Origin of the sequence: Lysinibacillus macroides (assembly GCF_001281525.1) — a bacterium.
In the GTDB taxonomy this organism is placed as follows: Bacteria; Bacillota; Bacilli; order Bacillales_A; family Planococcaceae; genus Lysinibacillus; species Lysinibacillus macroides.
Genome location: NZ_LGCI01000002.1, coordinates 298682 through 325388, shown reverse-complemented (window position 1 = coordinate 325388; position 26707 = coordinate 298682). Strand labels below are relative to the sequence as shown.

Here is a 26707-nt window from a genome sequence, read left to right as displayed (position 1 = left end):
GAGGTGATGATTATGATCATCGAAAGGTCATCTGAATGGGAAGAAGGCTTTAATAATCGCTTAAATCATCTTGAACAATGGCAGAGCTGGACATTATATAAGATGAGCTACGATACAGTGAAAATGAAATTGATTCCTGATTTTACAGGATTACAGGCAACAAAATATTTGCCAAATTTACAGCCGTTGAAGCACCAGCTAGAAGCTGCTGAGACGGTTATTGAACGCATGAATGGTAAAGCTATTCTAGCGGATGAGGTGGGGCTTGGTAAAACGATTGAAGCGGGCTTAATTTTAAAGGAATATTTAATTCGAGGTCTTGTCAAAAGGGCATTAATTTTAGCACCAGCCTCTCTTATTAATCAGTGGATTGAAGAATTAAATAGTAAATTTCATATACCTGCTATGGCTTATAAAAAAAATTGCCCAATCGAGCGCTATGATGTATTAATTATGAGCATGGACACCGCTAAAAAAAGCCCCCATAAAGAGCGTATCTATGAGCAGGATTATGACATGATTATTATTGATGAGGCACATAAATTAAAAAATAATAAAACACAAATTTATGAATTTGTACAAGGATTAAAGAAAAAGTTTTGCTTATTATTAACGGCTACACCTATTCAAAACGATGTCTTTGAATTGTATTATTTAATTTCTTTATTAAAGCCTGGTCATTTAGGAAATTATGATACATTTCAATCTGCTTTCTCAGCTAGTAAACATCATTTAGAACATGATGATTATTTAAAAGAATTGGTCAATCAGGTAATGGTAAGAAATCGGCGAGAGGATACAGGGATTGATTGGACAAATCGCTGTGTGCAAATTGTACCGATTACATTTACAGACGAAGAAAGAGAAGTTTACGATATGCTTGGAGCTCTCGGAGGTGCAAGTTCATTTTCACTAATTACGCTGCAAAAGGAAATGTGTAGCAGTAAAGAAGCGACAGCTCTCACCCTCACAAATATGCTAGAAGATCATACACACTCACAAGAAATTGAAGCGATTTTAGCAAAATTAATGGCCTTGGAAGTGAATTCAAAGGCACAAAAGACGCTGGAAATTGTTAAACAAGCAAATGACAAGGTTATTATTTTTACAGAATATCGAGCTACGCAAATTTATTTGCAATGGTATTTACATGCGAATGGTATAACAAGTGTGCTGTTTAATGGTAAGTTTAATAAAAGTAAACGAGATTATATGAAGCATCTATTTAAAGAAAGGGCACAGGTGCTTATTGCAACAGAGGCAGGTGGGGAGGGGATAAACCTGCAATTTTGTCATCATGTAATCAACTATGATTTACCATGGAATCCGATGAAGCTAGAGCAACGCATTGGTCGTGTCCATCGTTTAGGACAGGAGCATGATGTCCATATTTATAATCTTGCTATTGAAAATACAATTGAAGAGAAAATCTTGGCATTACTTCATACAAAAATTGATGTATTCGAGAAAGTGGTCGGCGATTTAGATGCTATTTTAACAAACTTTAAAGAATCTGTTTAAGGTGAGGAGAACAAGCTATGTATCCGCAGCAGGTCCAGCATTATTTAAAGGAATTTTTTATGGAAAATAATTGTACAATTTTAGGGGAAGAGCATCACTATTTAACTGTGCAATTAACAGTAGATATTGATAAAAGAATTATGAATAGACCATTTTATTGGCAGTATATAGAGGCTACCAATAGTGAGCCAAATCCAGCGCAAGTCACCTTTATTACCAATCAAGCTGCTATGGCTGGCAATTTGTTTGGAGAAGCTATTCATTATGGTTCGCCGCGTTTAAATCGATTATTTCAAGCAACAAGAGAGCTAGGTGCTTATGTTCAATTGTTTGAAAAGGTTGATGGTGATATGGGACAGGTCATTTTAACGCCTTGGCTAGGGGTTAATTTTAAAGTTTCCTACTGCTGTGATCGTACAAAGGAAATGCTTTATTCATTTGGTATCAATTTATTGACGGGTGTGATCAAGGAGGATTTTCATGATATGATTTGTGCTTCTGAGTTTGATACGGAACCCGCAGAAAATGTATTTCATGTGCAATATATTATTAAGCCGATTCGAGCACTTGAAAGATTAAAAGCGACTATCGACAAAATGATTGAACAGGATGATCATTCATGGGCAACCGAAGCACAAAAGCGCTGGCAACGAGACCAACGTGTACTGGATTATTTCTATGAAGGTGTGGACGATAAACCCGAATGCTATGAAATTGAAAGAAAGGCGTTAGAGGAGCAATATGCATCCAAAATTAAAATAGAGATTATTAATGGAGGAATTTTCTATCTATTTTAAGCTAGGAGCTGCCTATTATAAGAGCAGCTCCTTTTTATTATTCATGATTCTCCACCAAGCTTTGAAGCTGAGCCAATTTATTATCCCAGAATAAATCAAAGTATTGGAGCCAGTCCTCAATCTCTTTTAAACGCTCTGTATGCAGTGTATAGATTTTTTCTCGCCCCTTTTTTTGAGCAGAGACGAGCTGAGCCTGTTCCAATACCTTTAAATGCTTGACAACAGCTGTTCGGCTTATAGCAAAATGCTCAGCAATATTGGAGATAGGTCTATCACTTTTGGCAAGAAGCTGTAAAACATTGCGTCTTGTTGGATCAGCAATTGCTTGAAAAACATCATATTGAACTGCTGCCTGTGTCATTAGACTTCCACAGCTTCTTTTAATTTTTGGTGAACAATCATTGTCCAGCCGCCATCCATATTTTTGCGTACAGCCTCAGCCGTTAAATTGGCTTTAGAAATAGTATGCGAAGCTTCCTTCCAACCGCCATGTGTTAAGGTAAATTCTGTTTGCTGACCTACTTGTTTTAGCTCAAACGTTACAAACCAGCCATCCTGATCCCAAGTAAAACGTAGAAAATGAGGTGCATCTACGCGCTCTACTTTACAAGGTGATGGACCAAAAGGCGATTGTATCGTAAATTCATGACCTTCAATAGGCTGAAAATCATTCGGCATAAACCGAGGGCACTGAAAAAGTCCCTCAGGCACAAGTGAGAGAGTACAGGAACGAATATTCGTTCCTGTACTCTCTTTTTCTTTCGATGCCGTTGATTTCCATTGCGGCGGACGCGTTTCGCGGGCACGGCTCCATCCTTCTCCCTCGCTTTGCTCAGTCCGGGTGCTTCCGCTCGTGCTGTTCCCGCAGAAGTCGCCGCCTCCATTCCAATCAACTGGGACCACTTTCATCACTAGAAGGGTTTTCTTCTCGTATAATCTCACAAATTTCCTGTATAATTAAAGGACTAATAAAAGGTGGTGCGACCATGATTTCTAAACAGGAAACATTCAATTTAAGCCCGTACATGGCGTTGTACGATTTAATTATTCCAAAGGACAATATGCTTCGCCAAATCAATGAACTTGTGGATTTCTCATTTATTCTAGACGAACTAAAATCGAAATACTGTTTAGTTAATGGCCGTAACGCGATTCCACCGATTCGCATGTTTAAATATTTACTGTTAAAAGCGATTCATGACCTGTCGGATGCCGACCTTATCGAACGTTCAAAATTCGATATGTCCTTTAAATATTTTTTAGATATGGCACCAGAAGAGGAAGTGATCGACCCCAGTTCCCTGACAAAATTCCGTCGACTCCGTCTTCAAGATATGAATTTATTAGATTTACTGATTCAGAAAACTGTTGAAATTGCTTTAGAGAAAGGACTACTCCTTAGTAAAATGGTGATTGTCGACGCTACCCATACAAAAGCGCGATATAACCAGAAAACGCCCAAAGAATTTTTACAGGAAAAATCCAAAAATGTACGGAAAGCCGTGTATCAACTAGACGAAAACATGGTCGGAAAATTCCCTGAGAAGCCTGCGTCAAATGAAGTCACAGAAGAATTAAATTACTGTCGTCAAGTAGTTGAAGCAGTCGAAACACAATCAAAGGTTGCACAAATCCCGGCTGTGAAAGAAAAATTAAATGTTTTAAAAGAAGTGATAGATGATTATGAGAATCATTTAAGCTATTCAAATGATGCGGATGCACGTGTTGGCCATAAGTCAGCAGATTCTTCTTTCTTTGGTTTTAAAACGCATATTGCGATGAGTGATGAACGGATTATTACAGCAGCGGTTGTGACAACGGGTGAAAAAAGTGATGGGCACTATTTACAAGAGTTGGTAGAGAAAAGTAGAACTGCCGGCATGGAAATTGACACGGTGATTGGTGATGCCGCCTATTCCTGGAAAGAGAATTTAGTGTATGCAAAATCGGAGCAGTTTCAGTTAATTTCAAAGTTAAATCCAGTAATCACAAATGGCAGCGGACAACGGAAAATTGAATTTGATTATAACAAGGATGCGGGTATGTTTGTTTGTCCAGCGGGGCACATGGCAACTCACAAAAGACGTACGGGCAGGAAAACCCTGAATCAAAGTTTAACGTTTCATTTTGATATTGAAAAATGTAAAGTTTGCCCGATGCGAGAGGGCTGTTATAAGGAAGGGGCGAAAAGTAAAACGTATAGTGTAACGATTCAATCCAATACACATCAAGAACAAGCAGCATTCCAGGAAACAGCCGAATTCAAAGCACTTGCCAGCAAACGCTATAAAATCGAAGCGAAAAATAGTGAATTAAAGAACCCACACGGCTTTAAAACAGCAAAATCGGCGGGTTTATTTGGCATGGAAATTCAAGGAGCCACGACGATCTTTGCGGTCAATCTGAAACGGATACTCAAACTACTGAGTGAAAAAGAGTAGGAAAAAAGAAAGAAATAAGGCACCTCCCATTCAAAAACGAATGGAAGGTGCCTTATTTTTGTTTGAAAAACTAATTCATCGTAAAAAATGTAAGTTTTTCAGTGCCCTCGCATAAACCAAGTAGCAATCTTGTCAGCTGTTGCTACCGTTTCCCATACTTTTTCGATAGGGGCATTGAGCGTAATTGTTTTAACAATATTCTGCAATTGTTCAGTCATCTGGATAACTCCTTTATTTTAAAATATAACCATAAGGTGTTGCAAATATATAACACCTTATGGTTATATGTCAATGGAAATAAATTATCCTCTTTTTGTTAGTGAGTATGTATGCTACAATATTTTTTATAATTTTCTGATAGAGGGAGGGGAAATGATATGGTCAATCTATCTGTTTTCTTAATTATGTGCATTTTGCTGATTATTTTACCTGGTCCTGATACGGCAATTGCCACTAAAAACACATTGACTGTAAGCAGAAAGGGAGGTTTGCAGACAATAATTGGCTGCTGCTGTGGCTTGTTGATTCATACATGTGCAGCTGTGATTGGGCTTTCTGCGATTATTGTAAAATCAGCCTATATCTTTGCCATTTTAAAATATGTTGGTGCTATTTATTTATGTTATTTAGGGATAAAAACACTGTGGTCACTTCGAACAATTCGGACACAATCACCTGTTATACAGGATGAGGCGAATATAGACCATAAATATGCACAGCAATCTTGCTTTAAGCAAGGTTTTCTCACAAATATAACGAACCCAAAGGTTGCTGTATTTTTTCTAACATTTCTTCCTCAGTTTGTAGATGGCAAGAGCGGTACCTTCCTACCGTTTCTGATGATGGGGCTAATGTATATCGCTTTAACAGCTCTATGGTTTGTGTTCTATGTATACCTTTTGGATAAAATTAGTGCCTTTATGAAAAAGCCAACGACAAAGGCTGTTATTGAAGGATTGACAGGAGCAGTTCTGATCGGCTTTGGTATTAAGCTAGCATTTGAAAAGGCTCATTAAATTAATAAAATTTCTAAATAGAAGCTTACGCTGTCGGGAAAGACTTTATCTTACCCGACAGCTTTACTTTATGAAGGATTTTTTAATTGCTGCTTCGCTAATTTTTCATAAAATGTATGTGTTCGTAGCAATTCCTCATGTGTACCAATACCTGTGATAGAGCCTCCCTCTAACACAACGATTTGATCTGCTTCCAATACTGTTGACAGACGATGAGCAATTACAAGGGTTGTACGATTCACCATTAATTTTTGCAATGCTTTTTGAACAAGCAACTCTGATTCGCTATCGAGATTAGAGGTAGCTTCATCCAGTAGTAAAATTTTCGGATTTCGAATTAATGCTCTTGCAATAGCAATACGTTGGCGCTGTCCCCCAGAAAGCTTCATGCCGCCTTCACCAACCTGTGTATAAACTCCGTCAGGTAAACGATTAATAAATTCTAAGGCATTGGCTTGTTGGATAGCTTGTTGAATATCCTGCTCAGTAACATCATGGTCAATACCATATAATATATTTTCTTTAATCGTTCCCGACATCAGGGGACTTTCTTGTGAGACATAGCCAATTTGGTTTCGCCACGATGGAAGGGTGAAATCATAGATATTTGTTTCGCCAAGCTTTATTTCCCCAAAGCCTGGTTTGTAAAAGCATTCTAGCATGGAAAATAACGTTGTTTTTCCACTGCCGCTTGGCCCAACAAATGCGGTCATTTTACCAGGGGGAATTGTTAATGTGAAGTTTTTTATAATCATATCCTTTTGATAAGCAAAGGCAACATTGTGAAAGGAAATGGTTTGTCTAGCATCCTGTACTTCTAATTTTGCACGATTGCCCTCATGGTGAATAGAAAGTATTTCTTGAATTCTTTCCGTTGCACCAAGTGCCTTTTGTAGGGAGGTAAAGAAGGATGCCAGTTGCGTAAAAGGCACAACAATTTGAAACATATAAATAATAATTGCTACAAGAGAACCAGCTGTTAAATGACCAGAAGCTACCTTCACGCCACCATAGCCAATCAAAATAACAAGTACAAGCATCATCACAAAGGTCATAAAGGGTGAGATAAAGGCTTGTACCTTGGCCTCCTTCAAGCCAAATTTAAAAAGATTATGAATATTTTTATGGCCATAAGCACCTTCTGTCTGCTCAGCATGATACGCTTTTACCAGTCGAATATTAGCTAGCACTCGCCCAAGATTAGCTGAAAAGTCTGCCATTTCATCCTGTGTAGCGTTGGCGATTTTGTACATTTTTTGCCCCAATGGAAGAATCACCAAAATCGAAAGTGGCACGGAGACCAGCATAATAACAGTCATTTTCCAATCAATCATTAATAGGAAAATAATAGACCCAATAATGGAAATAATACCAGTCAGAAACGTAATTAAATGTTGTGTGATCAGCGTTTTTATAATATTTGTATCTTGTGTAATTCTACTCATCGTCTCGCCTGACTGCTGTTCATCAAAAAAAGGAATAGGCAGCCTCAGGATATGCTGCCACAAGCTATTGCGAATAGCAGCTACAATTTTTTCACCGATGTAGGTCATAAAATAAAAGGACAGCCCAGAGAATACTGTTTGAACAATGAGAATACCCGCTAGTAAAAACATAAAGGAGATATTAAATGCAGAGCCTGCTAACTGATCGACTAATTGCATTGTCAATAGAGGAACGGCTAGACCAGCAGCTGTTTCAATGAACCCTAAAACAATAGCAAAGACAATCAGCCATTTCGATGGGTTAGAGCTTCTAATAAGTCGTAAAAAATCTTTCCAATGAGCTTTGGTAGCCTGTTTAGCTTGGTTCATTTGAATGCCTCCTCTTATCCCAATAGTATTGTAGGGCTTGGACTAGCCATTTTTCTTCCTCCGGTGAAAAGGGAGAGGGAAAAAGTTGCATATCTTCATCCTCAATCGATTCAATCTCTTGGTTTTCAAGATTCTCCATAAGCTCAAAAGTCTCAGGGTAAATAATCAAGGCTAAATCGAAGTATTGCTTTAGCAATGCTTGAACATATGGGCTTTCCGAATCCTGCCCATAAGCTGCTTTTAGCTCACTAAAAAGAGAGGCTATTTCATTGTTCAACTTCATATATTTTTCTTCAGGTAGATCAAATATTTTTTCAACGGCCTCTTTCGGAAAATAGTTTGTGAACCATTCCTTTTGTTCTTCTTCCTTATGAATATTGTGAATAAGGGCCATAAATATATTTGCGTCTATCGTATTTTGCTCCTCCATCATAAATAACGCATGATCTAATGCACGAATAACCCGATTTAGATGCTCTCTTTTTTGTATCATCTCCTGCCTTTGGAATTCTAACGACTCCTGTAAATCCCAATTTTGTAAATGAATCAGCTCGTGAATTTTTTCCAATGGGTAGCCTAAAAATTTAAGAGATACAATTTTTTGTAACTGCATAATATTGTCCTCTGTATAAAAGCGTCTGCCAGTTGGCGTTATATAGGATGGCTTTAATAAATTTATTTCATCGTAATAGCGCAATGCTCGAATCGTAATCCCCGCTTTTTTAGCAAACTCCCCAATCGAATATTGTATGGACATTCTATGACCTCCTTGAACTTTATTAGCTCCATTGTAAAAGCTAACGTAACGTGAGAAGCAAGGAGGAAAGTCGAAATTTTGAAAAAGGGGGTAGAGGAGGAGGGAATTACAATAAAAACCTTCACGAAAATACAGATAGCTGTACGTTCGTGAAGGTCAATTAGAAGAATAGAAGACCAAGGCTAATAATAATTCCTGTAAAGATTAAAATAAATAAACAGAAGCCCATAATATCCTTCGCTTTTAAGCCAGCAATAGCAAGAGCTGGTAATGCCCAGAATGGCTGGATCATATTTGTCCACGCATCCCCCCATGCAATTGCCATCGCCGTTTTTGCATAATCTGCGCCAAGCGATGTAGCAGCATCAAGCATAATAGGTGCTTGCACAGCCCATTGTCCACCGCCAGAAGGTACAAAGAAATTAACAAGCCCTGCTGCATAGAAAGAAAACAAGTAAAACGTATTTTCATTTGAAATATTTACAAACCACTCTGAAAATACAGCAGCTAATCCAGAAGCGGTCATCATTCCCATAATTCCTGCATAAAACGGAAACTGAAAGACAATCCCTGTTGTTGTTTTAATAGCATCCTGTGCAGCAGCAAGAAAACGTTGTGGTGTACCATGGAAAATAATACCTAATATAATAAAGATTGTATTAACAACATTTAAATCGAGCACAAAGCCTTTTGTTATAAAATGATGGAATAAATAAACCAGTCCAATTAAGCCAACTAAAATCGTTAAAATATAGCTTCGCTCGGAACGACTCGCAAAATTATTTTCAGGCTTTGGCAGCTCTGTTTTGTCTTCCACTAGCAGGACAGGATCAACTTCCACCACATCTTTTTCCTTTGGCATCATCCAGCGATTAAAGAAAGGTAAAGTTAAGACAATAACAATGACAATAAATAAGTTATATGTTGAAAAAAGCGTTATATTTGTAGGCACTACACCCATAATATCTGCAAATGGGTGTCCTTCTGTTGCAATAGATAGTGGAACAGAGCCAGCTAGACCGCCATGCCAAATCACAAAACCTGAGTATGCACTTGCTATTAATAGACGATAGTCCACCTTTTTAACATAACGAGCAATTTCCTTTGCAAAGAGAGCGCCGATTACAAGTCCAAATCCCCAGTTAATCCAGCATGCAATTAGTGAAACAAAGGTCACAATAATAATAGCCATACCTGGTGTTTTTATTTTACTTGCCAACGTTGATAAAGCGCTTTTAAAAACAGGGCTATTTGCTAAAATATGACCTGCCGCCAAGACAATGACCATTTGCATTGTAAAGGATAATAGCCCCCAGAAGCCATCTCCCCAATATGTCACCATATCAAGTGGAGAAGAATCCGTTAAAGTAACCCCTAATAGTAACACTAATACTGTGAGTATAGTGACAAATATGTATGGGTCAGGTAAATATTTTTCCATAATAGCATTTGAAATTCTTGTTAAAGTTTTCATAATCTAAATCCCCTTTCTTTTTCCTACCATCTCCTATTGATAATATTGCATAGAAAAATGGCTAAATAAAGAGAAAAATGGAACAAAGGACAGCAGATAGAACTTAAAATAGAATAAGCTGTTTGTTGATTATTTTGAATTTTATATGAACAAATATTGTTATAATAAATAACAAAGCCTTGTCATTACTATATTCATCGCTATTATTTCAAGGCTAAAAATGAAAGAAGAGAAGTTATTACTTATGAATACATTTTGCATACTTTTTATAACAAATTAGAATAAGTAGGGAGAGTTATATGGAATTACGAGATTTAAGAGCATTTATGGCGGTGGTTGAACATGGGAGCTTTACAAAGGCTGCAAATGAATCATTTGTATCCCAGCCCTCATTAAGCAAAAGTATAAAAAAATTAGAGGACACATTACATGTTGAGCTATTAAACAGGTCTACACGTCATATAGAACTAACAGATGCAGGTAAAATTGTGTTTAAGCAGGGGCAAAAAATCATACGATCTGTGCAAGATTTACATATTTTATTGGATGATTTATTAAATATTAAAACAGGCTCCATCAAGCTAGGGATTCCACCTTTAATTGGGACTTTATTTTTTCCGGAAATCGCTAGAAGATTTCATCAACAATATCCAAATGTCCATTTAGAGCTTGTTGAGCGTGGAGCTAAAATGGTTGGCTCGCTTGTAGAAAATGGCGAAGTCGATATGGGAATTGTTGTATTGCCCACAGATGAAAGGAAGTTCTCAATTCAGCCCTTTGTGGAGGATCAGTTTTTTGTTTTTATCAATGAATCTCATCCACTAGCACAGCAAGATTCTATTCAACTACAACAATTAAAAGATGAAACATTTATTCTTTTTGCAGAGGAATTCACGTTACATGATTATGTCATTAAATCGTGTAAAAATGTTGGATTTACACCAGTAGTAGGCTATAAAAGCTCACAATGGGATTTAATTGTAGAACTTGTATCCTCCAATTTAGGGATAACGCTGCTCCCATATTCTATTGCAGCCAAGCAAACAAATAACAATGTGAAAATTATTCCACTTGATAATTTTAATATGCCTTGGCGTCTAGGCATTATTACGAAAAAAAATACCTATCAATCCTATGCTTTAAAGCAGCTCCTCCAAATGATATGTATGAAGGGAGAAAATTAATTTATTCTTTTTAGGAATAAATGGTATTCAAATTAATTCCTTTACTTATAAATTCGTAATGAGGTAGAATTTTTCTTAATAAACGAGCAATTTTAGGGGGCTTTGAAATGGTGGATGGGAAAGTATGGAGTTCGTTTCAGGAAGCTGTGGCAGATATTAAGAATGGCGATACATTAGCGGTAGGAGGCTTTGGACTTTGTGGGATACCAGAAAAGTCTATTGCAGCGCTTGTACAGCAGGGCACAAAGGATTTAACTGTGGTTAGCAATAACTGTGGAGTAGATGACTGGGGCTTAGGGCTACTACTAGCAAATAAGCAAATAAAAAAAATGGTGGCATCCTATGTTGGTGAAAATAAAATTTTCGAGCAGCAATTTTTAAGTGGTGAACTAGAGGTAGAATTAACACCTCAGGGCACACTGGCCGAACGTCTTCGAGCAGGTGGTGCAGGAATTCCAGGCTTCTATACAGCTACTGGCGTTGGCACACCGATTGCTGAAGGCAAAGAAATAAAGGTGTTTGATGGGAAGGAATATATTTTAGAAGAGGGAATTGTCGCCGATTTTGCACTTGTAAAAGCATGGAAGGCAGATAAGCTAGGAAATTTAGTATATAGAAAAACATCACGTAACTTTAATCCATTAGCTGCAATGTCTGGAAAAATTACGATTGCAGAGGTGGAGGAAATTGTAGAGGTAGGCGAGCTAGATCCAGACCATATTCATACACCAGGCGTTTTTGTACAGCGTGTATTAGTAGGAGAGCATTACGACAAGCGTATTGAGCGTTTAACGGTGACAAAGGGGGAAGCGTAATGGATACAAGACAAAAAATTGTGACGAGAGCAGTGAAGGAAATAAAAAGCGGTATGAATGTCAATTTAGGTATTGGTATCCCAACCCTTGTAGCCAATGCTATTCCAGCTAACTACAATGTGCTTTTACAATCTGAAAATGGACTACTTGGTATTGGCCCTTACCCAACGGAGGATATAGTAGACCCAGATTTAATTAATGCAGGGAAGGAAACCGTAACGGTAGTGCCAGGAGCCTCATTTTTTGATAGTGCTGAGTCCTTCGCTATGATTCGTGGTGGTCATATTGATCTTGCTATTTTAGGCGGGATGGAGGTATCTGAAGCAGGTGACCTTGCAAATTGGATGATTCCAGGGAAAATGGTTAAAGGAATGGGCGGTGCCATGGACCTTGTCGTGGGTGCTAAAAGGGTTATTGTTGTGATGGAGCACGTGAATAAAAATGGCGAATCGAAAATTAAAAAGCAATGTGAGCTACCATTAACAGGTAAAGGTGTTGTTCATCGTTTAATTACAGACCTAGCTGTATTTGATTTCACAGAAAAGGGTATGCAGCTTATCGAGCTAGCTGAGGGTGTTACGTTAGAGGAAGTTAAAAAGAAGACAGCAGCTTCGTTTAATGTAGCTTTAGCCCAGTAATAGGAAAAAGATGAGGCTCATCTAGCAAGCCTCATCTTTTTTAGTCATTAATCCTCTAAAGCCTCATCTTCATGATAATGAGTTGCTGCGGTTTCGACATTAATCTGTGAATAGTTGGCCCAATCCACTCTGTTATAGTCCTCTTCGCTAAAATAAATATTTAATAGCTCTGTCATTGTTTGATCACCATCAGGTTCAGTCAGTGGGGCATACCAAGTAATGGCTGGTGTCTTAACACTTTTAAGCTTTGATAATTCCGCAAAAATTTTAGCTGAATCCTTTAGCATTTGACTTTTTGAGCCCTCAGTTACGTCCGTATCCTGAATAGAGATCGTCACAATACCTTTAGATTCTTCCACAGAAAATTTATTTTTCACAATCGCACCAACAATATCTTCAACAGAAGTGTTTTCATCGACAGCTACCTCCGTTGGCTCTCCCTTTTTTCCACAAGCTGTTAGCAATAATGAGATAGCAAGTAATAAATACATGAATTTTTTCAATAGCATAACCTCCCTTGTTACTCCATATATGGGCAAAAAGAAAGGGAATTATACAAGGAAAGAGGGGAAAGAAAAAATGAATATTTATAAAGCCATTCTAATATTGCTTACCTAGAGCCATAATACGGAGGAAATAAGTAGGTTTATCTGGAATGGATTCGTTGTTCACAATCCTCGTATGGAGCAACATGAGGATATCTTTAAATATGGGGCTGCTTTACATGCTAAAGTAGCTATTGAATGGTTAAAAAAACAGTATTGATAATAGAATAGGTGAATTTTTTAGGAATTCAGCGGGATTTTTCCGTTAATTTTTATTGTGCATGTTCTATTATAAAATTAATAGTGTAGGTTGGTGACAATAAATTACAAGTATAGGAGAGCTGGATATGTTGACATTAATTCAAAATGATAGAAAGTTTATAGAGATAGAAAAAGAAATTATGAATTCAAATAAGGAATATAATGCAATAGCCTATGATAAACAGATTCTTGATAAGGAGGACATTTTAGCAACATTTAAAGAAGCAGATGAATGGCACATTGAGCGATACTTAGTAAAAAAAGATGAAGACTATATAGCCATTTTGGATTATGGCATGTCAAGTCCTCGCTATCAAAAGCCTTGGCTAAGTTTACTTGCACTACACCAAAAATATCAAGGCTTAGGATGGACTTACCCCTGTCAAGTAGACAGTTTTAAAAAGACTAAGCAGCCATCTGACGTCGATATTCTATCGGTGTCAGGTGGTTGAGTCGTTTTTGGAAGCGTTTATAGTTATAAAAGTAGATATACTGCTCAACAGATCGGATCATTTCCTCTTCAGAATGATCTTGTAAAAGAGACAAACATTCGCTTTTAAAGTGGGAGAAGAATGATTCAATGCAGGCATTATCGTGGCAATTACCTTTGCGGGAATGGCTGCCAATCATACCGAGGTGTTCAATTGTTTGATGATAGTTAAGGGATGTGTATTGAAAGCCTTGATCCGAGTGGATGATGCTTCGATGCACATTTCTTTTTGTCGTTAACTCGCTTAATGTGTCCATCACCAGCTGTAAATCATTCCGTTTGCCTACTTGCCAAGCCACAATTTCGTTGTTGTCTAAATCTTGAATGGCAGACAGATAGAGAAAGCCTGTTTTTGTCGGTAAATACGTAATGTCTGTGACGAATATTTCATTCTCTGTACGGTCTTTAAATTGGCGTTCTAACACATTGTCAAATGTACGGGATACTCGATTTTTCCACACGCGACGTTTCTTACGGATGATGGATTGGATGCCTAATTCGCTCATTAATCGATACACTTTTTTGTGATTCACCTTAAACCCTTTATCACGTAAAGTGATTTTATGCGTGGATAGCCATACATTTTATTTGTTTGATGAATCGTTAAAATGTGTTTTTTTAAAAGGATATCATCCTGTTTCCGCAACGATACCTTGCCATTTTTCAACCACTTATAATAGCCGGAACGTTGGATTTTCGCCATTTCAGCCAGCCATGTAATCGGATAACGGTCCTTCATTTCTTCAATTATTTGATAACGATCTGGATAAGTGGGCATTCCTCCATTTACAGATTTGGATACTGCTTTTTTAAGTCTACCTGCGCCTTGTAGTAGTCACGTTCTTCTTCTATATCCTTGAAGTGAATCTGTTTGCCTTTTTAACGGATTTTTACGCCTTTCGCCCCTGACCCTGAAGATGGAAGACGGTTAAACGCTTCAATCGATTCTACTTCTTTAAACTTTCTCACCTATACCTTTACTTGTGAAACATGACGAATCTCGTATTTTTCCGCAATCTTTTGCATACTTTCTTCTCCCGCCAAATAAGCCTGTACTACTTCTAATTTCAACTCATTTGAATACGTATTATTTTTTCTCGACATAGAAAAATCCCCTTAAAGTAAAATGTTATCTACAGCGTACTGTAGTTTTTTTAACATTGTCTACCTAAAGGGGATAATATCATTCTTGTTTTTTTTGCTTATTATTTTTTGATGCCCATGTATATAAAGAGATAAAGAAAATAGTTAATGTGGTTTTCGATATGTTTGCTCCAAAATTTATTTTGTCAAACTTAAAATAATCATATGCAACAAAAGTTAACAGTAAACCAAAGAAGCCAACTACAGCAAAGATAAATTTTCTAATATATATCGCATCCTTTAATAAAATTATATTAAAAACATTATAACAGGAAATAAATTTACATAAAAGGGTTTACTTTACTTTATATTTTCGGTAATATTATACATGTAAGAAAAAATACATAAAAGGGGGAAATAGGAAATGAAGTTTAGTAAGTATTTAGCATCTATTGTTGTTTCAGTATTAACTTTTACGTTGGTAGTGAGCCCAATAGCACAAGTTGTTAAGGCAGAAGAAATTATTAAAGAGCAAGAAGAACAAGAAATTCAAGAATTCGCAGAGCAATTAAAATTTGTATGGGAAGAAGCATCTATTAAAGATGAAAGCGGAAAAATTATTGGTTTTGATATTGAGAAAATGGAAAATACATATGGCCAAAGTGAAGATCCAGAAGCTTTAGAAGCCATTGTTAATTTTAATTTAGAGAATGAAAAGACATCAAATGAAAACTTTAATAACTCCAAGGACGGTTTAATTGTAACTTACACTGCAGCTGTAGATAGATGCGTTGAAAAAGAAATTGGAAATTATTTTGGTTCATTTCTCGGGCCAGCAGCATGGACTGCAGTATTACAGCTAATGTATAAAGGTGATTATACTGAAGCAGCCAAAAAATTGATTAAACTTGGTATAAAAGGGAATGTGTTTGTAATAGCTGGTACACTAGGACATATCTTAGTAAGTTGTATCTATGAAGAAGAAGGTTGGACAGGAAAAACAAACAAGTAAAATTATTATTATTTGCATAAACTCAAAGCCCAAGTACTCATTAATTTGAGCCTGGGCATTTTTTTATTTTGGCTACTATCAGCTGCTTTTTTTCAGATAGTTGGCTAATTTACAGTGAATCTTTTCACAGAGTAACTATAGCTTTCGAATCTCATATTTTTAATTAAGTTATCTTTTCCTTACTCTTTTTTTCTTTTCAATTTTTCTAAATCATAAATAAACTATTATAATTATAATATAAAGTATGACGAAATTTAGAATTACACTATTTTCACTTTTACTAACTATATACATATAACCCTACTACCACCGCTAAAATTAATGATTTATATATTGAATTCATAATCAATCCACCTTTTATTAATATTAGAAATAATTTTACAATATTATCTTGAAAATATATAATTTTTATATTAATATTTTAAATAATGTTATATAATTAATTGTAATATTAAGAATAAAAAGGATTTTGTTAAGGTATCCAAGAAGGTTTTATCAGCTTTAGTAGTTCCTTCATTTTCAACAAATCTAGCAAGTGCAAAAGAGTCAGAGCCAGAATTAGTAGTACCTAGCGTATTAACCGAAAATTCGAACGAAGAATTAGCTAAAGAAATATTAGAAAACGGAATGATTTCTGATGTTGTTGTAATAGAAAATATCAATTTAGAGGTTCCAGAGGATTTTACACCTATCTCTGAATTTTCTTTCGATTTGGGAAGCGTTATACTATATGGAGTTGATCCAGGAGGCGGAACTACATACTGGGATGGTTTTTACTCAATTAACCAAACAATTCCTACATGGGTACTGGCTGCGGGTGCAGCGTATATTGGTACTTGGATTGCGGAAAGATATAAAATTCCAACAAAAATAACAGCTGCATTATTGGCTGGTGTAGGAGCTCTTGTTTCTAAAGAGGTTGTTATAAAAGGTACTACTTACTATAAATTAAAAAGTGCTACAAAAGCAGAATATTATACAATGACATCACTTTATATTGATGGCAAATTACCAAGTAGTACTAGTGGTTCGTGGACAGCTGAAATAGATTCTAATATAGACTAAAATAGTAAATGATCGAATGCAGAAGAACTAACGCAATGTCAAGGGCACAATAAAAAAGAGATTAAACAACTAGAAGATGATTCCTATATTGAATAGACATCATCTTTTTTATGCTGCTAATAGTAATAATTGTTATAGTAAACCATTGGCTATTAAAACCATTGAACACTTCTATAAACTCTACCTATCAGTTCTACTTTGGGAAATTTGGTAATTGTGCCCCGCTAAGGTGGGGTATATTGTGAGCAGGTAATTAGGAGTTATATGATGGATTTAAGTAAAAACTAAAATATAAATACAATAAAGGTTATGTATATTTTGATAAGGTGGGATGGACAATTACAGGAACTATATATCATGAATTAAAAGAGAACTATAAATTAGGTCATGATGCAGCAGTTATAGCATTATCACAGGTTTTGTTAGAAGAAAAGTTGGATAATTTTCTTAGAAAAAACGAAATAAATCCTAGTGGTAATTTCAATTCAAATATTCAACTTGCAAAAAGAAATGGCCTCATCAGTTCACAAGTTAAATATCCACTTAATGAATCTAGGAAGCTAGAAAGAAATAAAATACTGCATCCTAATTTAATAAAAGATAGTAGAACTCTCAATGATTTAGCGAAGAAGTCTTGAAGTGCAGTATCTCAATTATTGAAGACCATTCAATAATGGGGGTCCATTGTTATTTATCTTTAATAGCAAAGAAGTTTAACCTCAAGGATTATTTTGGAATAAAAAAGCACCTTAACCAATTTGGCTAAGATGCTTGTATACATCTTGATATAACAATATTTAAGTAAAAAGCCGCGTATGCCGTAGTTATTATAGAAAGTTTTAAACCACCACTCCTCAAAGTGGGTGTTCGCAGAAGCCTTCCTGCTTATCCTCATGCACCGTGGTGTGAGGCCCGTCATTCCAACTCCAATAATAAAACTCCCTTTTACAGCTTAAAGGTTAAAACTTAATATTATACGAGCAATGCAGCCTTTATGGATATAATAAAACATGATCGCTCAACTTGCAAGTAAGAGGGTTTTAACAAATATGTCAATGGTTAGATGTACCAAAGCCGACAATTCCACTATAGAAATGTTTCCAAGTAGGGACAGGAGCTTCATATTTCTTTCACAAACACGAACAAAAAAGACGAACAACCTTTGCTTATTATGCCTAACTATGTAAAGATAAAGGCATATACAGGGATTATCTTGATTCAATGTTTGCCTCTACAGATGGCATGTGTTACGAGTATCCGAACCTCGATAAATTAAGATAAAAGTCACGAATTTTGAAGAGACGCATTTAGTGTGAACTCGAAAAAAATCCGGACGCCATGATGCCGGGGCATAATTGAACAGGTAGCAAAAATATAAAGGGGGAAACAAAATGGCAGCTTATCCAAATTGTCCACAATGTCATTCCGAATATACATATGAGGATGGGGTTAACTATGTGTGTCCAGAATGTGCGCATGAGTGGAGCATGGAGGCAATTGAGCAGGAAGCAGATGCATTGATTGTCAAGGATGCAAATGGCAATTTACTTGCTGATGGTGATTCAGTTACTGTTATTAAGGATTTAAAGGTAAAGGGCAGCTCATCCACATTAAAAATTGGTACAAAGGTGAAAAGCATTCGCCTAGTGGAAGGTGACCATAATATTGACTGTAAAATTGATGGCTTTGGAGCTATGAAATTAAAGTCAGAATTCGTGAAAAAAGCATAGTGATCATAAAAAGGGCCGAGAATTGAGTAGCCCAAAGCAATAACAGCTACTCAAAATCGGCTCTTTTTATTTTTACAAAAAATTAGTAATGACTGTAACATTTAGCAGGGACATGCGTTTTACTGGTGAAACAGCAAGCGAGGAGGATTGTATGGACAGACAGCGGAAAAATGAGCTTGAGCAACTTTATAAAAAATATGCGAAATCATTGTATTATTTTCTGCTGAAAATGTCTGGATCAGTACATATAGCAGAAGATTTAGTGCAAGAAACCTTTGTACGAGCTACGATATCGCTGTCATTTTACACAGAGGAGGATGTGAGAGCATGGTTATTTAAAGTAGCACGAAATACTTATTTGGATGAATGGCGTAAGCAAGCGAGGCGAAGGACAATACCATTTGCCCATTTATTTTGGAAAGATGAGCTGCTTAGTCCTTATGGGCTGCCAGAGGAAGCTATTGTGAAGCAGGAAAGCACAGAGGATGTCCAATTATTATTAAAATTTCTTCCTGAAAATTACAGGGTGATATTATATTTACGCGAATATGAGCAATTTTCTTATCGAGAGTTACAGGAGGCACTTGATCTATCAGAGGGACAGGTGAAAATACTTTTACATCGTGCACGAAAGCGCTTGGCAGAGGTAGCTAAAAAGAATGGAGGTTTTCAGGATGACTGAGTGGTCGCAAGATATGGAAAAAAGAATTTTACGGAAATACCGTTTTACGTTAACGTTTCGTGTATTACGTATATTGTTAATATGCGCTGTGATTTATGGACTTTATCTTATAGGAGTGTCTATTATTTTCCAAAAAACACAGCCAGACCTTAAACACCTTTATAATTCATTAATTGTCCTAGAGTGGCAACAGCCGAATATTAAAGGCCAGTTTAACTCAAGGTTGCCTACGGAAATAACACCACTTTTGACACAAAAAATAAACTACCCTCTTGTGAAGCAAGTAGGGAAAGAAGATGTAGTTGTGGGCGAAATGCATATAGAAAAATCTATTTGGAATACAGCTTCCACGATGAGAATGGATTTAGCATCGACAGAGGCGTCTGAGAAATTTAGCTTTAATTTACCTGTAGATCCTCAAACAGGGAAAGCAACCTCCTCTCAGCTGAATCATAATGTTTGGAAGACACTCGAAAAAATACCTGAAGGCACGGTGGCGGAGCTGGCCTTTTCTATGTCAACGTTTATGGAGCCAATAGAGCTGGTGAGAAAACTTGCTTCGTACGATATAAACATTGTTTGGATGCCTTTATATACGGGTGAATTAAAATCCTTTGATCCAGCTTTTCACAGTAAAGGTAGTGGCACGATTACAATTTATGATACCTTTGGGCTGTCAGCAGGATTGGAGGTTAGTGATGATTATTCGCATATCTGGATAGGGGAGAATTTTACGAACATTAAAAAAAGTCAGCATATTATGCTAGAAAATATGGAAAAATTATTGAACAATGAAAAACAAAGCTATATTGAAGATTTTCTTGGTGTAGCTCATTTGCAAGAGCGCTATGATTATTTAAAAACGAATGGTTTTCAGGTTTATGGGGCTGTGGTGACAGGGCCAACGAAGGAATTATTAAAGCTCAAAGACATTGAAGGAATTTCTAATGAAGTGCTTGGAGCTGTTGAGCTATGGAATTGGGATAATAGATAGTAATGAGTAGTTGTCTCGGCTTTGTGGAGACAACTACCTCCTTGTAACTCTACGCATCATAATAGCAAAAGCGGCCCCGATTAAGGCGAAAATCGTATGTAAAAGAGCGATATAGCTTGCACCAACTAGCAATGTGCTGATTGCTGTGAGGGAGGAGGCAGTCGTATAAAGCCCATTATACAGATTATGAATAATAGCCCAAACAAATACAGGCACGGAGCTGATGATAACCACAATCCAACTATTTTTATAGAAAAGATAAGAAAGGCAACCGAAAATGGCATAGGAGATTACAAAGCCCTTTTGATTGCCAAGCAAGGATGAGTTAAGGGCAAACATAAAAGACAACACAATAAAGATAATATGAAAAAATGCTAAGGTTCTTTTCATCGGTAAATAGTGATGATTAACTTGTTTTAAGCTAGCGAGCTGCTGACATTGCTGGCAACTTGCTAAATGTTGTTCGACAAATGCCTTTGTTGGTGCTTGCAGCATTTGTTTTTGGTAGAGCGGTAATAAATCTTTGATAATGGCGCATACTTGTGACAAAACTTTTCCTCCAATCTCCTCCTAATTATACGACTTTTTATCGAAAATAAAAAAAGCCTTCCGTGAATTTTTCTTTCATTCGGAAAACTTGTACATGCACCTTGTTAGTTTGCTGTGAGCACTTCATTTGTTAATGCTTGAATATCAATATGTGTTTTTTCCTTGACAGCGTCCTTTAAAATTTCAGTACGGAAATATCGAACTGTGGCCTCAAGAGGAATGGCTAAAAGCTTAGAGAGAGCTGTTTGATACATATAGACAAATTCCTTATCTGTATTGCCTCGCTTTAATTCTGCAAAAGCCTCGTAAAATTGATCAAGCTTATCCGCGAATTCAAGTAGACGACCCTCTAACGTATCATCCTTACCTTCCTTCATACGTTCAAAGAAAACTACCTGAAACTCTTGTGGAATTTCGTTGACAATGAATTTTTCCATCATCTTTTCTTCCACATGGGCTAGCATTTGCTTTAGCTCTGGGCTTGCGTGTTTGACAGGTGTTTTAATATCACCAATAAAAACCTCCGCAAAGTCATGATTGATTGTTTTTTCATATAAGGATTTCCAATCAACCTTTGCCCCATGCATTTCTTCTAATGTAGCAAAGAACATAGCATACTGTGATACTTTCCAAGAGTGGGCTGCTACATTATGCTCTTCAAATTTGAAGCGGCCAGGACAACGAATAATACGTTCTAAATCATTTAGGCTTGTAAAAAATTGATGAATCCCTATAAAAATCACTCCTTTTTGTTCTATATGTGCATGTTACTATAATCTTTACCCTCTTTGTGTGATTTTCAAACAATTTAACAATGTTTCAATCTATGTTTACAAAGGATTCACAAATGCCAATCAAGCAAGCTTAGGCTGGATGTTATAATGGTGGGGACTGCTAAAGAGGGGAGCCGAAATGATGTTTTCAATCTATATATTTTTTCTTTATATACATATTTTAAGTGCTGTCCTTTCGATTGGGCCTTTGTTTGTTATGCTCATGATTGTAAAGAAAATGCGCATCGCTTCAAATGCTGAAATGCCTCCCTATATAGAAGCCTTTCAGGGAGCTATTGCGATTGTCAAGCATTCAGGCCATATTCTTGTTATATCAGGTATTTTATTAATGTGGCATGCTGGTTATGCATGGAATACTTCATGGATTATATTAACTTTTCTTGTAATGCTTGCTTCTATTGTATTTTTGGCGAGAGCCTTTAAGCCGACATTACATACATTTCATACACCAGTCTATCACCACCAACAATTTGTCTCGCTTTTACAGAGAAAGACATGGATGTATATTGTGTTATTGCTTATTATGCTATGGCTCATGGTAGCAAAGCCAATAATTTGGTAAAATCGCACCCCTTAGAGAGTGCGATTTTTTTTGCTTGAGAATCTATAAAAGAAAACTTTAAGTAGTTAGTATTATCTTTTTAGTTATTTAATTTTTCTAGGGAAAAGCATATGGGTGTTATATTAAGTTTTTTTTAAGTACTAAGGCGTATGATGATTGAATAAATATATATAGGTTTATGGGTTGAAATAAGGATAAGAATTAACGAAAAAATTATCTCAGGTGGGAGAAATAATTTATTGTGGGTAAATTCAAGTTAAAGTTATCGTTTCTTATTGTGGGTATGGCGATAATGGTGATGCTCGTCACATCTAGCGTCAGTATTTGGAGTAGCTATCGAAGCTTTTATGAAATTTCATCTATGACTGAAGACGATCTACAAAATCTAACAAAGAATACTTCTACTATGGGGCAAACAGCGAATAATAATGTTGTTTCCTTTAGCTTATTTTTTAAAAAAAGTATTATTCCGATTATTATACTTACAGCTGTTCTATTGGCGTTTGTGATAGGATTTGCGCTAAAGATTGTCCAGCCCTTAAAGGTCCTCACAACAGCTATCGAACGAGGGGAAGGGATCCAGAAGGTTGGGGCTTGGTATTATGAAGCCCATGTGTTGAAAAAAAACGTGCAAAATATGATGATTTGCTCGGAAAGTAAAATTAAGGATTTAACGAATCAATTGAATTTAGATGCGTTAACAGGTATCCCTAATCGTAGACAAATGGATCAAACTTTATATGAATTAATTATCAATAAAGTGCCCCATGCCATCATCTTAATTGATTTAGATAATTTTAAACATATAAATGATACATATGGTCATACAGTGGGGGATGAAGTACTAAAAGGCTTTGCTCATCATATGCAGGAGCGTACACAGGAGCAGGGCATGTGCTTTAGATATGGGGGCGAAGAATTTTTAATTATACTCCCTTTAGGGACAATCGAGGATGCTGTAGAGTTAGCCGAGAATTTACGTATTAAACAAGCTTTACAAGAAACAGTCTGTGGTAAACCCGTTACCATGTCTGCGGGCATTACGGCATTTACACCTAATATACAAAGTCCCAATCAATTAATAGAAATTGCCGATCATGCTTTGTATAAGGCAAAACGTTCAGGGAGAAATTGTATATGTGTAGTGAAAAATATGAGACAAATGATTATTAAATAACAGGTGGTTTGAAGCAAAAAGCATGCTAATGTCATTGACTAGCATGCTTTTTGTTTGCCTTAAACTGAAATATCAATCATTGATCCTTTATAAGGATGAGGTGCTTGCTGCTGAGGCATGTCTTCTAACAATTCGAGAGCGGCAGATGTATTTGCATTGAGTGCACTCTGCATTACACTCATTTGGACAGTTTGTTGAAGCTCCAATAACTGTGTGGACATTAGTGAATTCATTTCCATATTACATCCCTCCTTTTCTCTTTTATCGGTTAAAAATTTGAATAGCTAATATAAAATTTAATTCCTCTTAAAATCGCTCCAACATTATGATGGTTCCTCTAAAATCATTTAAATGGCTAAAAAAATCATCGGAATTGTATATTTTTCCGCTTTTATAGTAATAATTCCTAATATCAGGTAGATAATCCTGAGTTATCAATTTGTGAATTTGTTGTTGCTTGCATAATAGAATGTTCAACTCTAGTGCATTCATAGCAGATTTGCAAAAAATAATAAAATGATGGAGGTATTACGTAAAATGAAGAAAAAAACATTAGCTATAGCAGTAGCGTTGTCCTTTAGTTTCAGCCTGTATGCTAGTCCATCCTCAGCTGACGCTAAATTAATGGTGAATTTACCAAGCAGTATTCTATGGGCTATTCCACAAATTTATAATTTATCGGTTGGTGAATTTCAACAATTAAACGAAATGGAGTCACTAGGACAGTCCTTAGAACAAAAGGCGCATGAGGAAAAAACGGAAATAATAAAAATGCCAGAGGGCCAGTATATGATTGAAAAGGGTGATACATTATTTTCCATAGCACGTACAAATAATGTGTCGGTAGATGAATTAAAGGCATGGAATCATCTTGCCTCAGATTTAATTTACGCGGGTGAAAGCTTGGCTATCAAGGCTTCGGCAGCAAAGGCAAAACCTAAGGCAGTTGAGCGTACTTCTACAAATCCTGAGACAGCAGCACAAACACAGTCTGTAAGTGCTCCAACAAATAGCGCTAGTAAAACATTTACGATGCGTGCTACTGCTTATACAGCATATTGTGAGGGCTGCTCTGGTATTACAGCAAACGGAACAGATATTCGTTCGAATCCAAACTTAAAGGTAATTGCAGTAGACCCGCGTGTAATTCCTCTGGGCACAAGGGTTTGGGTGGAAGGCTATGGTGAAGCAATAGCAGCTGATACAGGCGGAGCAATTAAGGGAAATAAAATTGATGTATTTATTCCAACGAAGGGACAAGCACTCGAATGGGGTGTCAAAACAGTAACAGTGAAAGTTTTAAATTAGGTGGGGTGAGGGATTTCTTAAATGTGGAGAAATCCCTTTTATGTTGCATAAGTAGTAGTGAAGTTGGCAACCATCAGAAATAAAGGAGGTATTGTGGATGAAAAAAATAAGCTTAATCAGTCTTTCTTTATTAGTCTTTATTGGTGGCTGTAGTTTCTTTGATAAAAAGGAGGAGCAGGTGCCTGTAAATGCATCGCAACTAACAGCTACAGCAAAAGTTATTGGAGCTAATAATGAAAGTTACGGAAATGTCTATTTTGAGGAAGAGAGTAATGGCGTAATGCTGACGTTAGCATTAACAGATTTGCCACCGGGTACACATGGTATTCATATTCATGAGGTAGGGAAGTGTGAGCCTCCTAAATTTGAATCAGCAGGTGCGCATTTTAACCCAACTAATAAGGAGCATGGCAAGCTAAATCCAAAAGGCTATCATCTAGGCGATTTACCGAATTTAGAAGTTGGTGAGGATGGGAATGTAGATCTAACCTTCTTAGCAGAGGGGCTTACGTTGCAAAAGGATCAAGTAAATTCATTGTTAGATAACGATGGCAGTAGCATTGTGATTCATGAGTCAGCGGATGATTATAAAACAGATCCAGCAGGTAATTCAGGGGCAAGAATTGCTTGTGGTGTTATTCAATAAAATAATAGATAAACTGTATCTGCTAGCTGGTGGATACAGTTTTTATATAGGATGAAATAGTGGTTTATTGTAGAAAAAAAAGGGTAATTAGAGGAATAACGTATATTGTAAATTAGTAGAAATGGAGAAAGAATATAATTATAAAATACTAAATTTTCTATAAATAGATTGACATTATTATACTATCTTTGATAATTTTAAGGAGATTCTTAAATTTTAACCAAAGGGGGAAGGTTATTTATGAAGAAAAAGCAATTTAAATTATTGATGCTATTGAGTATCTTTGCGCTATTTATTTTAGCAGCATGTGGATCAGATAGCGGAAGTGAGCCAGAGAGCTCTGAGGGAGATGATTCTGCCTCATCTGATAAGCCAACGTCTGATATTAAATTTTTGAGCTTATTAACAGGTGGTACACAAGGAACTTACTATGCACTTGGTGGTACGTTTGCTGATTTAATTTCAACAGAAACAGGTATTAAAACAACGGCTGAGGTGTCACAAGCATCGGCTGCCAATATGACTGCTTTAAAAGAAAAAGATAAAGGTGAAATTGCATTTGTTCAAACAGATATTGCTTACTATGCTACTGAAGGAACGTTAATGTTTGAAGGAGATAAAATTGATACAATTGCAGCTTTAGGGGCACTTTATCCTGAAACAATCCAATTAGTAACAACTGAAGCTTCAGGTATTAAAACGTATGCAGATTTAAAAGGGAAAAAGGTATCTGTAGGTGCGCCTGGCTCAGGTACTTATGCAAATGCCGAGCAATTACTTGAAATCCATGGCTTAACAATGGATGATATTAAAGCTCAAAATTTAGATTTTGGTGAGTCGACAGATGGTTTACAATCAGGTCAAATTGATGCGGCATTTATTACAGCAGGTACACCAACAGCTGCTGTTGAAGCATTAAATGCTACAACGAAAGTAAATATTATTGGTGTTGATGCGGGTAAAGCAGATGAGCTAATTGCTAAATATCCTTATTATGCGAAAGATACAGTAAAAGAAGGTACGTACGGTATTGCAAATGATGTAGAAACAGTTTCTGTGCTTGCGATGTTAGCTGTGAAAAAGGATTTACCAGAGGATGTTGTGTACTCAATGACAAAGGCGATTTATGATAATACAGATAAAATTTCCCATCCGAAGGGAGCGTTTATTAAGCCAGAAACAGGTTTAGATGGTATTAGCATTGATGTACATCCAGGGGCTCAAAAATACTTTGATGAGAAGAAATAATGATAAAGCGATCTAAATATAAATGATAATTGTCTAAAACACAAAGAGGTTCGGGTTGCATAAAGCTTCGAGCCTCTTTCTTACGGCAAGTATAGACGAATAGC

The 26707-nt window shown here is 36.4% G+C and carries 31 protein-coding genes, 1 other RNA gene and 1 pseudogene; 19 read left to right on the top strand and 14 right to left on the bottom strand.

What is annotated here, in order from left to right; genetic code table 11:
• Positions 1 to 6 precede the first annotated feature (6 nt).
• Positions 7 to 1521, top strand: coding sequence for a DEAD/DEAH box helicase (locus tag ADM90_RS01670; protein ID WP_053993337.1), 1515 nt, complete (start codon positions 7 to 9; stop codon positions 1519 to 1521).
• A 17-nt stretch (positions 1522 to 1538) separates the two neighbouring features.
• A complete protein-coding gene (locus tag ADM90_RS01665) occupies positions 1539 to 2318 on the top strand; it encodes a YqhG family protein (protein WP_053993336.1) in 780 nt (259 codons plus the stop codon).
• 37 nt (positions 2319 to 2355) lie between these two features.
• Here the strand turns inward: ADM90_RS01665 and ADM90_RS01660 are convergent, their stop codons facing one another.
• Together ADM90_RS01660 and ADM90_RS24925 are read right to left on the bottom strand one after the other, a co-directional pair.
• A complete protein-coding gene (locus ADM90_RS01660) occupies positions 2356 to 2679 on the bottom strand; it encodes an ArsR/SmtB family transcription factor (RefSeq protein WP_053993335.1) in 324 nt (107 codons plus the stop codon).
• Entirely contained in the window at positions 2679 to 3230 is a 552-nt protein-coding gene (locus ADM90_RS24925) for an SRPBCC family protein (RefSeq protein ID WP_235473244.1), read from the bottom strand. The genes ADM90_RS01660 and ADM90_RS24925 overlap by 1 nt, the downstream gene beginning before the upstream one ends.
• Positions 3231 to 3304: 74 nt before the next feature.
• On the opposite strand from ADM90_RS24925, the gene ADM90_RS01650 reads away from it, so the two are divergent.
• Positions 3305 to 4759: an IS1182 family transposase gene (locus ADM90_RS01650; protein WP_053993334.1), complete on the top strand. Its 1455-nt coding sequence runs from the start codon at positions 3305 to 3307 to the stop codon at positions 4757 to 4759.
• A 110-nt stretch (positions 4760 to 4869) separates the two neighbouring features.
• On the opposite strand, the pseudogene ADM90_RS23570 reads toward ADM90_RS01650, so the two are convergent.
• Positions 4870 to 4977 (bottom strand): annotated as a pseudogene (locus ADM90_RS23570) (SRPBCC domain-containing protein); the annotation flags it as partial.
• A 159-nt stretch (positions 4978 to 5136) separates the two neighbouring features.
• On the opposite strand from ADM90_RS23570, the gene ADM90_RS01645 reads away from it, so the two are divergent.
• Entirely contained in the window at positions 5137 to 5775 is a 639-nt protein-coding gene (locus ADM90_RS01645; protein WP_053993333.1) for a LysE family translocator, read from the top strand.
• 68 nt (positions 5776 to 5843) lie between these two features.
• On the opposite strand, the gene ADM90_RS01640 is transcribed toward ADM90_RS01645, so the two are convergent.
• The 3 genes from ADM90_RS01640 to ADM90_RS01630 all read right to left on the bottom strand — a co-directional run bounded on the left by ADM90_RS01640 (position 5844) and on the right by ADM90_RS01630 (position 9820).
• On the bottom strand, positions 5844 to 7589 hold the full coding sequence (locus ADM90_RS01640) for an ABC transporter ATP-binding protein (RefSeq protein ID WP_053993332.1): 1746 nt from the start codon (positions 7587 to 7589) through the stop codon (positions 5844 to 5846).
• Positions 7576 to 8346, bottom strand: coding sequence for a MerR family transcriptional regulator (locus ADM90_RS01635; RefSeq protein WP_053993331.1), 771 nt, complete (start codon positions 8344 to 8346; stop codon positions 7576 to 7578). Before ADM90_RS01635 ends, ADM90_RS01640 begins: the two co-directional genes overlap by 14 nt.
• A 160-nt stretch (positions 8347 to 8506) precedes the next feature.
• Entirely contained in the window at positions 8507 to 9820 is a 1314-nt protein-coding gene (locus tag ADM90_RS01630; protein ID WP_053993330.1) for a short-chain fatty acid transporter, read from the bottom strand.
• A gap of 299 nt (positions 9821 to 10119) precedes the next feature.
• Between ADM90_RS01630 and ADM90_RS01625 the strand changes: the two genes are divergently transcribed.
• From ADM90_RS01625 to ADM90_RS01615, 3 genes are all read left to right on the top strand, one after another.
• Entirely contained in the window at positions 10120 to 11004 is an 885-nt protein-coding gene (locus ADM90_RS01625) for a LysR family transcriptional regulator (RefSeq protein WP_053993329.1), read from the top strand.
• 107 nt (positions 11005 to 11111) lie between these two features.
• Positions 11112 to 11819, top strand: coding sequence for a CoA transferase subunit A (locus ADM90_RS01620; RefSeq protein WP_053993328.1), 708 nt, complete (start codon positions 11112 to 11114; stop codon positions 11817 to 11819).
• Entirely contained in the window at positions 11819 to 12457 is a 639-nt protein-coding gene (locus ADM90_RS01615) for a 3-oxoacid CoA-transferase subunit B (protein ID WP_053993327.1), read from the top strand. The genes ADM90_RS01620 and ADM90_RS01615 overlap by 1 nt, the downstream gene beginning before the upstream one ends.
• A 47-nt stretch (positions 12458 to 12504) precedes the next feature.
• Here the strand turns inward: ADM90_RS01615 and ADM90_RS01610 are convergent, their stop codons facing one another.
• Positions 12505 to 12966, bottom strand: coding sequence for a hypothetical protein (locus tag ADM90_RS01610; RefSeq protein ID WP_235473242.1), 462 nt, complete (start codon positions 12964 to 12966; stop codon positions 12505 to 12507).
• A 383-nt stretch (positions 12967 to 13349) separates the two neighbouring features.
• On the opposite strand from ADM90_RS01610, the gene ADM90_RS01605 reads away from it, so the two are divergent.
• Complete coding sequence (locus ADM90_RS01605) at positions 13350 to 13715, top strand: hypothetical protein (protein WP_053993325.1); 366 nt, start codon at positions 13350 to 13352, stop codon at positions 13713 to 13715.
• Here ADM90_RS01605 and ADM90_RS01600 read toward each other — a convergent pair.
• The 3 genes from ADM90_RS01600 to ADM90_RS24920 form a co-directional block, all read right to left on the bottom strand.
• Positions 13669 to 14286 carry an IS3 family transposase gene (locus tag ADM90_RS01600; protein ID WP_161804046.1) on the bottom strand — a complete coding sequence of 206 codons (618 nt, stop codon included), beginning with the start codon at positions 14284 to 14286 and terminating at the stop codon, positions 13669 to 13671. The two genes, ADM90_RS01605 and ADM90_RS01600, sit on opposite strands and share 47 nt — an antisense overlap.
• Complete coding sequence (locus ADM90_RS24140) at positions 14283 to 14531, bottom strand: hypothetical protein (protein WP_152927954.1); 249 nt, start codon at positions 14529 to 14531, stop codon at positions 14283 to 14285. Before ADM90_RS24140 ends, ADM90_RS01600 begins: the two co-directional genes overlap by 4 nt.
• A 191-nt stretch (positions 14532 to 14722) precedes the next feature.
• The gene (locus ADM90_RS24920) at positions 14723 to 14857 is read right to left on the bottom strand and encodes a transposase (RefSeq protein WP_235473240.1); all 135 of its coding nucleotides are present in this window, start codon (positions 14855 to 14857) and stop codon (positions 14723 to 14725) included.
• Positions 14858 to 15260: 403 nt separating this feature from the next.
• On the opposite strand from ADM90_RS24920, the gene ADM90_RS01590 reads away from it, so the two are divergent.
• The 3 genes from ADM90_RS01590 (at position 15261) to ADM90_RS01580 (ending at position 17551) form a co-directional block, all read left to right on the top strand.
• Positions 15261 to 15848 carry a hypothetical protein gene (locus tag ADM90_RS01590; RefSeq protein WP_053993324.1) on the top strand — a complete coding sequence of 196 codons (588 nt, stop codon included), beginning with the start codon at positions 15261 to 15263 and terminating at the stop codon, positions 15846 to 15848.
• Positions 15849 to 16475: 627 nt separating this feature from the next.
• Entirely contained in the window at positions 16476 to 16913 is a 438-nt protein-coding gene (locus ADM90_RS01585; RefSeq protein WP_053993323.1) for a hypothetical protein, read from the top strand.
• A 326-nt stretch (positions 16914 to 17239) separates the two neighbouring features.
• Positions 17240 to 17551 carry a hypothetical protein gene (locus ADM90_RS01580; RefSeq protein ID WP_053993322.1) on the top strand — a complete coding sequence of 104 codons (312 nt, stop codon included), beginning with the start codon at positions 17240 to 17242 and terminating at the stop codon, positions 17549 to 17551.
• 164 nt (positions 17552 to 17715) lie between these two features.
• On the opposite strand, the gene ssrS is transcribed toward ADM90_RS01580, so the two are convergent.
• Positions 17716 to 17908, bottom strand: a non-coding RNA gene (gene ssrS, locus ADM90_RS23565) — 6S RNA.
• A gap of 396 nt (positions 17909 to 18304) precedes the next feature.
• Here ssrS and ADM90_RS01575 point away from each other — a divergent pair.
• The 3 genes from ADM90_RS01575 (at position 18305) to ADM90_RS01565 (ending at position 20319) form a co-directional block, all read left to right on the top strand.
• A complete protein-coding gene (locus tag ADM90_RS01575) occupies positions 18305 to 18643 on the top strand; it encodes a zinc ribbon domain-containing protein YjdM (protein WP_053993321.1) in 339 nt (112 codons plus the stop codon).
• A gap of 151 nt (positions 18644 to 18794) precedes the next feature.
• The gene (locus ADM90_RS01570; RefSeq protein WP_053993320.1) at positions 18795 to 19325 is read left to right on the top strand and encodes a sigma-70 family RNA polymerase sigma factor; all 531 of its coding nucleotides are present in this window, start codon (positions 18795 to 18797) and stop codon (positions 19323 to 19325) included.
• Positions 19318 to 20319 (top strand): anti-sigma factor, encoded by a 1002-nt coding sequence (locus ADM90_RS01565; protein WP_053993319.1) that lies wholly within the window; start codon positions 19318 to 19320, stop codon positions 20317 to 20319. The genes ADM90_RS01570 and ADM90_RS01565 overlap by 8 nt, the downstream gene beginning before the upstream one ends.
• 33 nt (positions 20320 to 20352) lie before the next feature.
• Here ADM90_RS01565 and ADM90_RS01560 read toward each other — a convergent pair whose 3' ends face one another.
• Entirely contained in the window at positions 20353 to 20868 is a 516-nt protein-coding gene (locus tag ADM90_RS01560) for a zf-HC2 domain-containing protein (RefSeq protein ID WP_053993318.1), read from the bottom strand.
• Positions 20869 to 20972: 104 nt separating this feature from the next.
• Positions 20973 to 21611, bottom strand: coding sequence for a YfbR-like 5'-deoxynucleotidase (locus ADM90_RS01555; RefSeq protein WP_083448420.1), 639 nt, complete (start codon positions 21609 to 21611; stop codon positions 20973 to 20975).
• Between the two features lie 172 nt (positions 21612 to 21783).
• Here ADM90_RS01555 and ADM90_RS01550 point away from each other — a divergent pair, with 172 nt between their 5' ends.
• Positions 21784 to 22224, top strand: a complete 441-nt coding sequence (locus tag ADM90_RS01550; RefSeq protein WP_053993418.1) for a hypothetical protein — start codon at positions 21784 to 21786, stop codon at positions 22222 to 22224.
• A 241-nt stretch (positions 22225 to 22465) separates the two neighbouring features.
• The gene (locus ADM90_RS01545; RefSeq protein WP_053993317.1) at positions 22466 to 23401 is read left to right on the top strand and encodes a GGDEF domain-containing protein; all 936 of its coding nucleotides are present in this window, start codon (positions 22466 to 22468) and stop codon (positions 23399 to 23401) included.
• Between the two features lie 59 nt (positions 23402 to 23460).
• Here the strand turns inward: ADM90_RS01545 and ADM90_RS01540 are convergent, their stop codons facing one another.
• Positions 23461 to 23640 (bottom strand): putative motility protein, encoded by a 180-nt coding sequence (locus ADM90_RS01540; protein ID WP_053993316.1) that lies wholly within the window; start codon positions 23638 to 23640, stop codon positions 23461 to 23463.
• A gap of 298 nt (positions 23641 to 23938) precedes the next feature.
• Between ADM90_RS01540 and ADM90_RS01535 the strand changes: the two genes are divergently transcribed.
• The 3 genes from ADM90_RS01535 to ADM90_RS01525 all read left to right on the top strand — a co-directional run bounded on the left by ADM90_RS01535 (position 23939) and on the right by ADM90_RS01525 (position 26603).
• Complete coding sequence (locus ADM90_RS01535) at positions 23939 to 24709, top strand: LysM peptidoglycan-binding and 3D domain-containing protein (RefSeq protein WP_053993315.1); 771 nt, start codon at positions 23939 to 23941, stop codon at positions 24707 to 24709.
• Positions 24710 to 24806: 97 nt separating this feature from the next.
• On the top strand, positions 24807 to 25355 hold the full coding sequence (locus ADM90_RS01530) for a superoxide dismutase family protein (RefSeq protein WP_053993314.1): 549 nt from the start codon (positions 24807 to 24809) through the stop codon (positions 25353 to 25355).
• Positions 25356 to 25595: 240 nt separating this feature from the next.
• Positions 25596 to 26603: a TAXI family TRAP transporter solute-binding subunit gene (locus ADM90_RS01525; protein ID WP_053993313.1), complete on the top strand. Its 1008-nt coding sequence runs from the start codon at positions 25596 to 25598 to the stop codon at positions 26601 to 26603.
• Positions 26604 to 26707 lie beyond the last annotated feature (104 nt).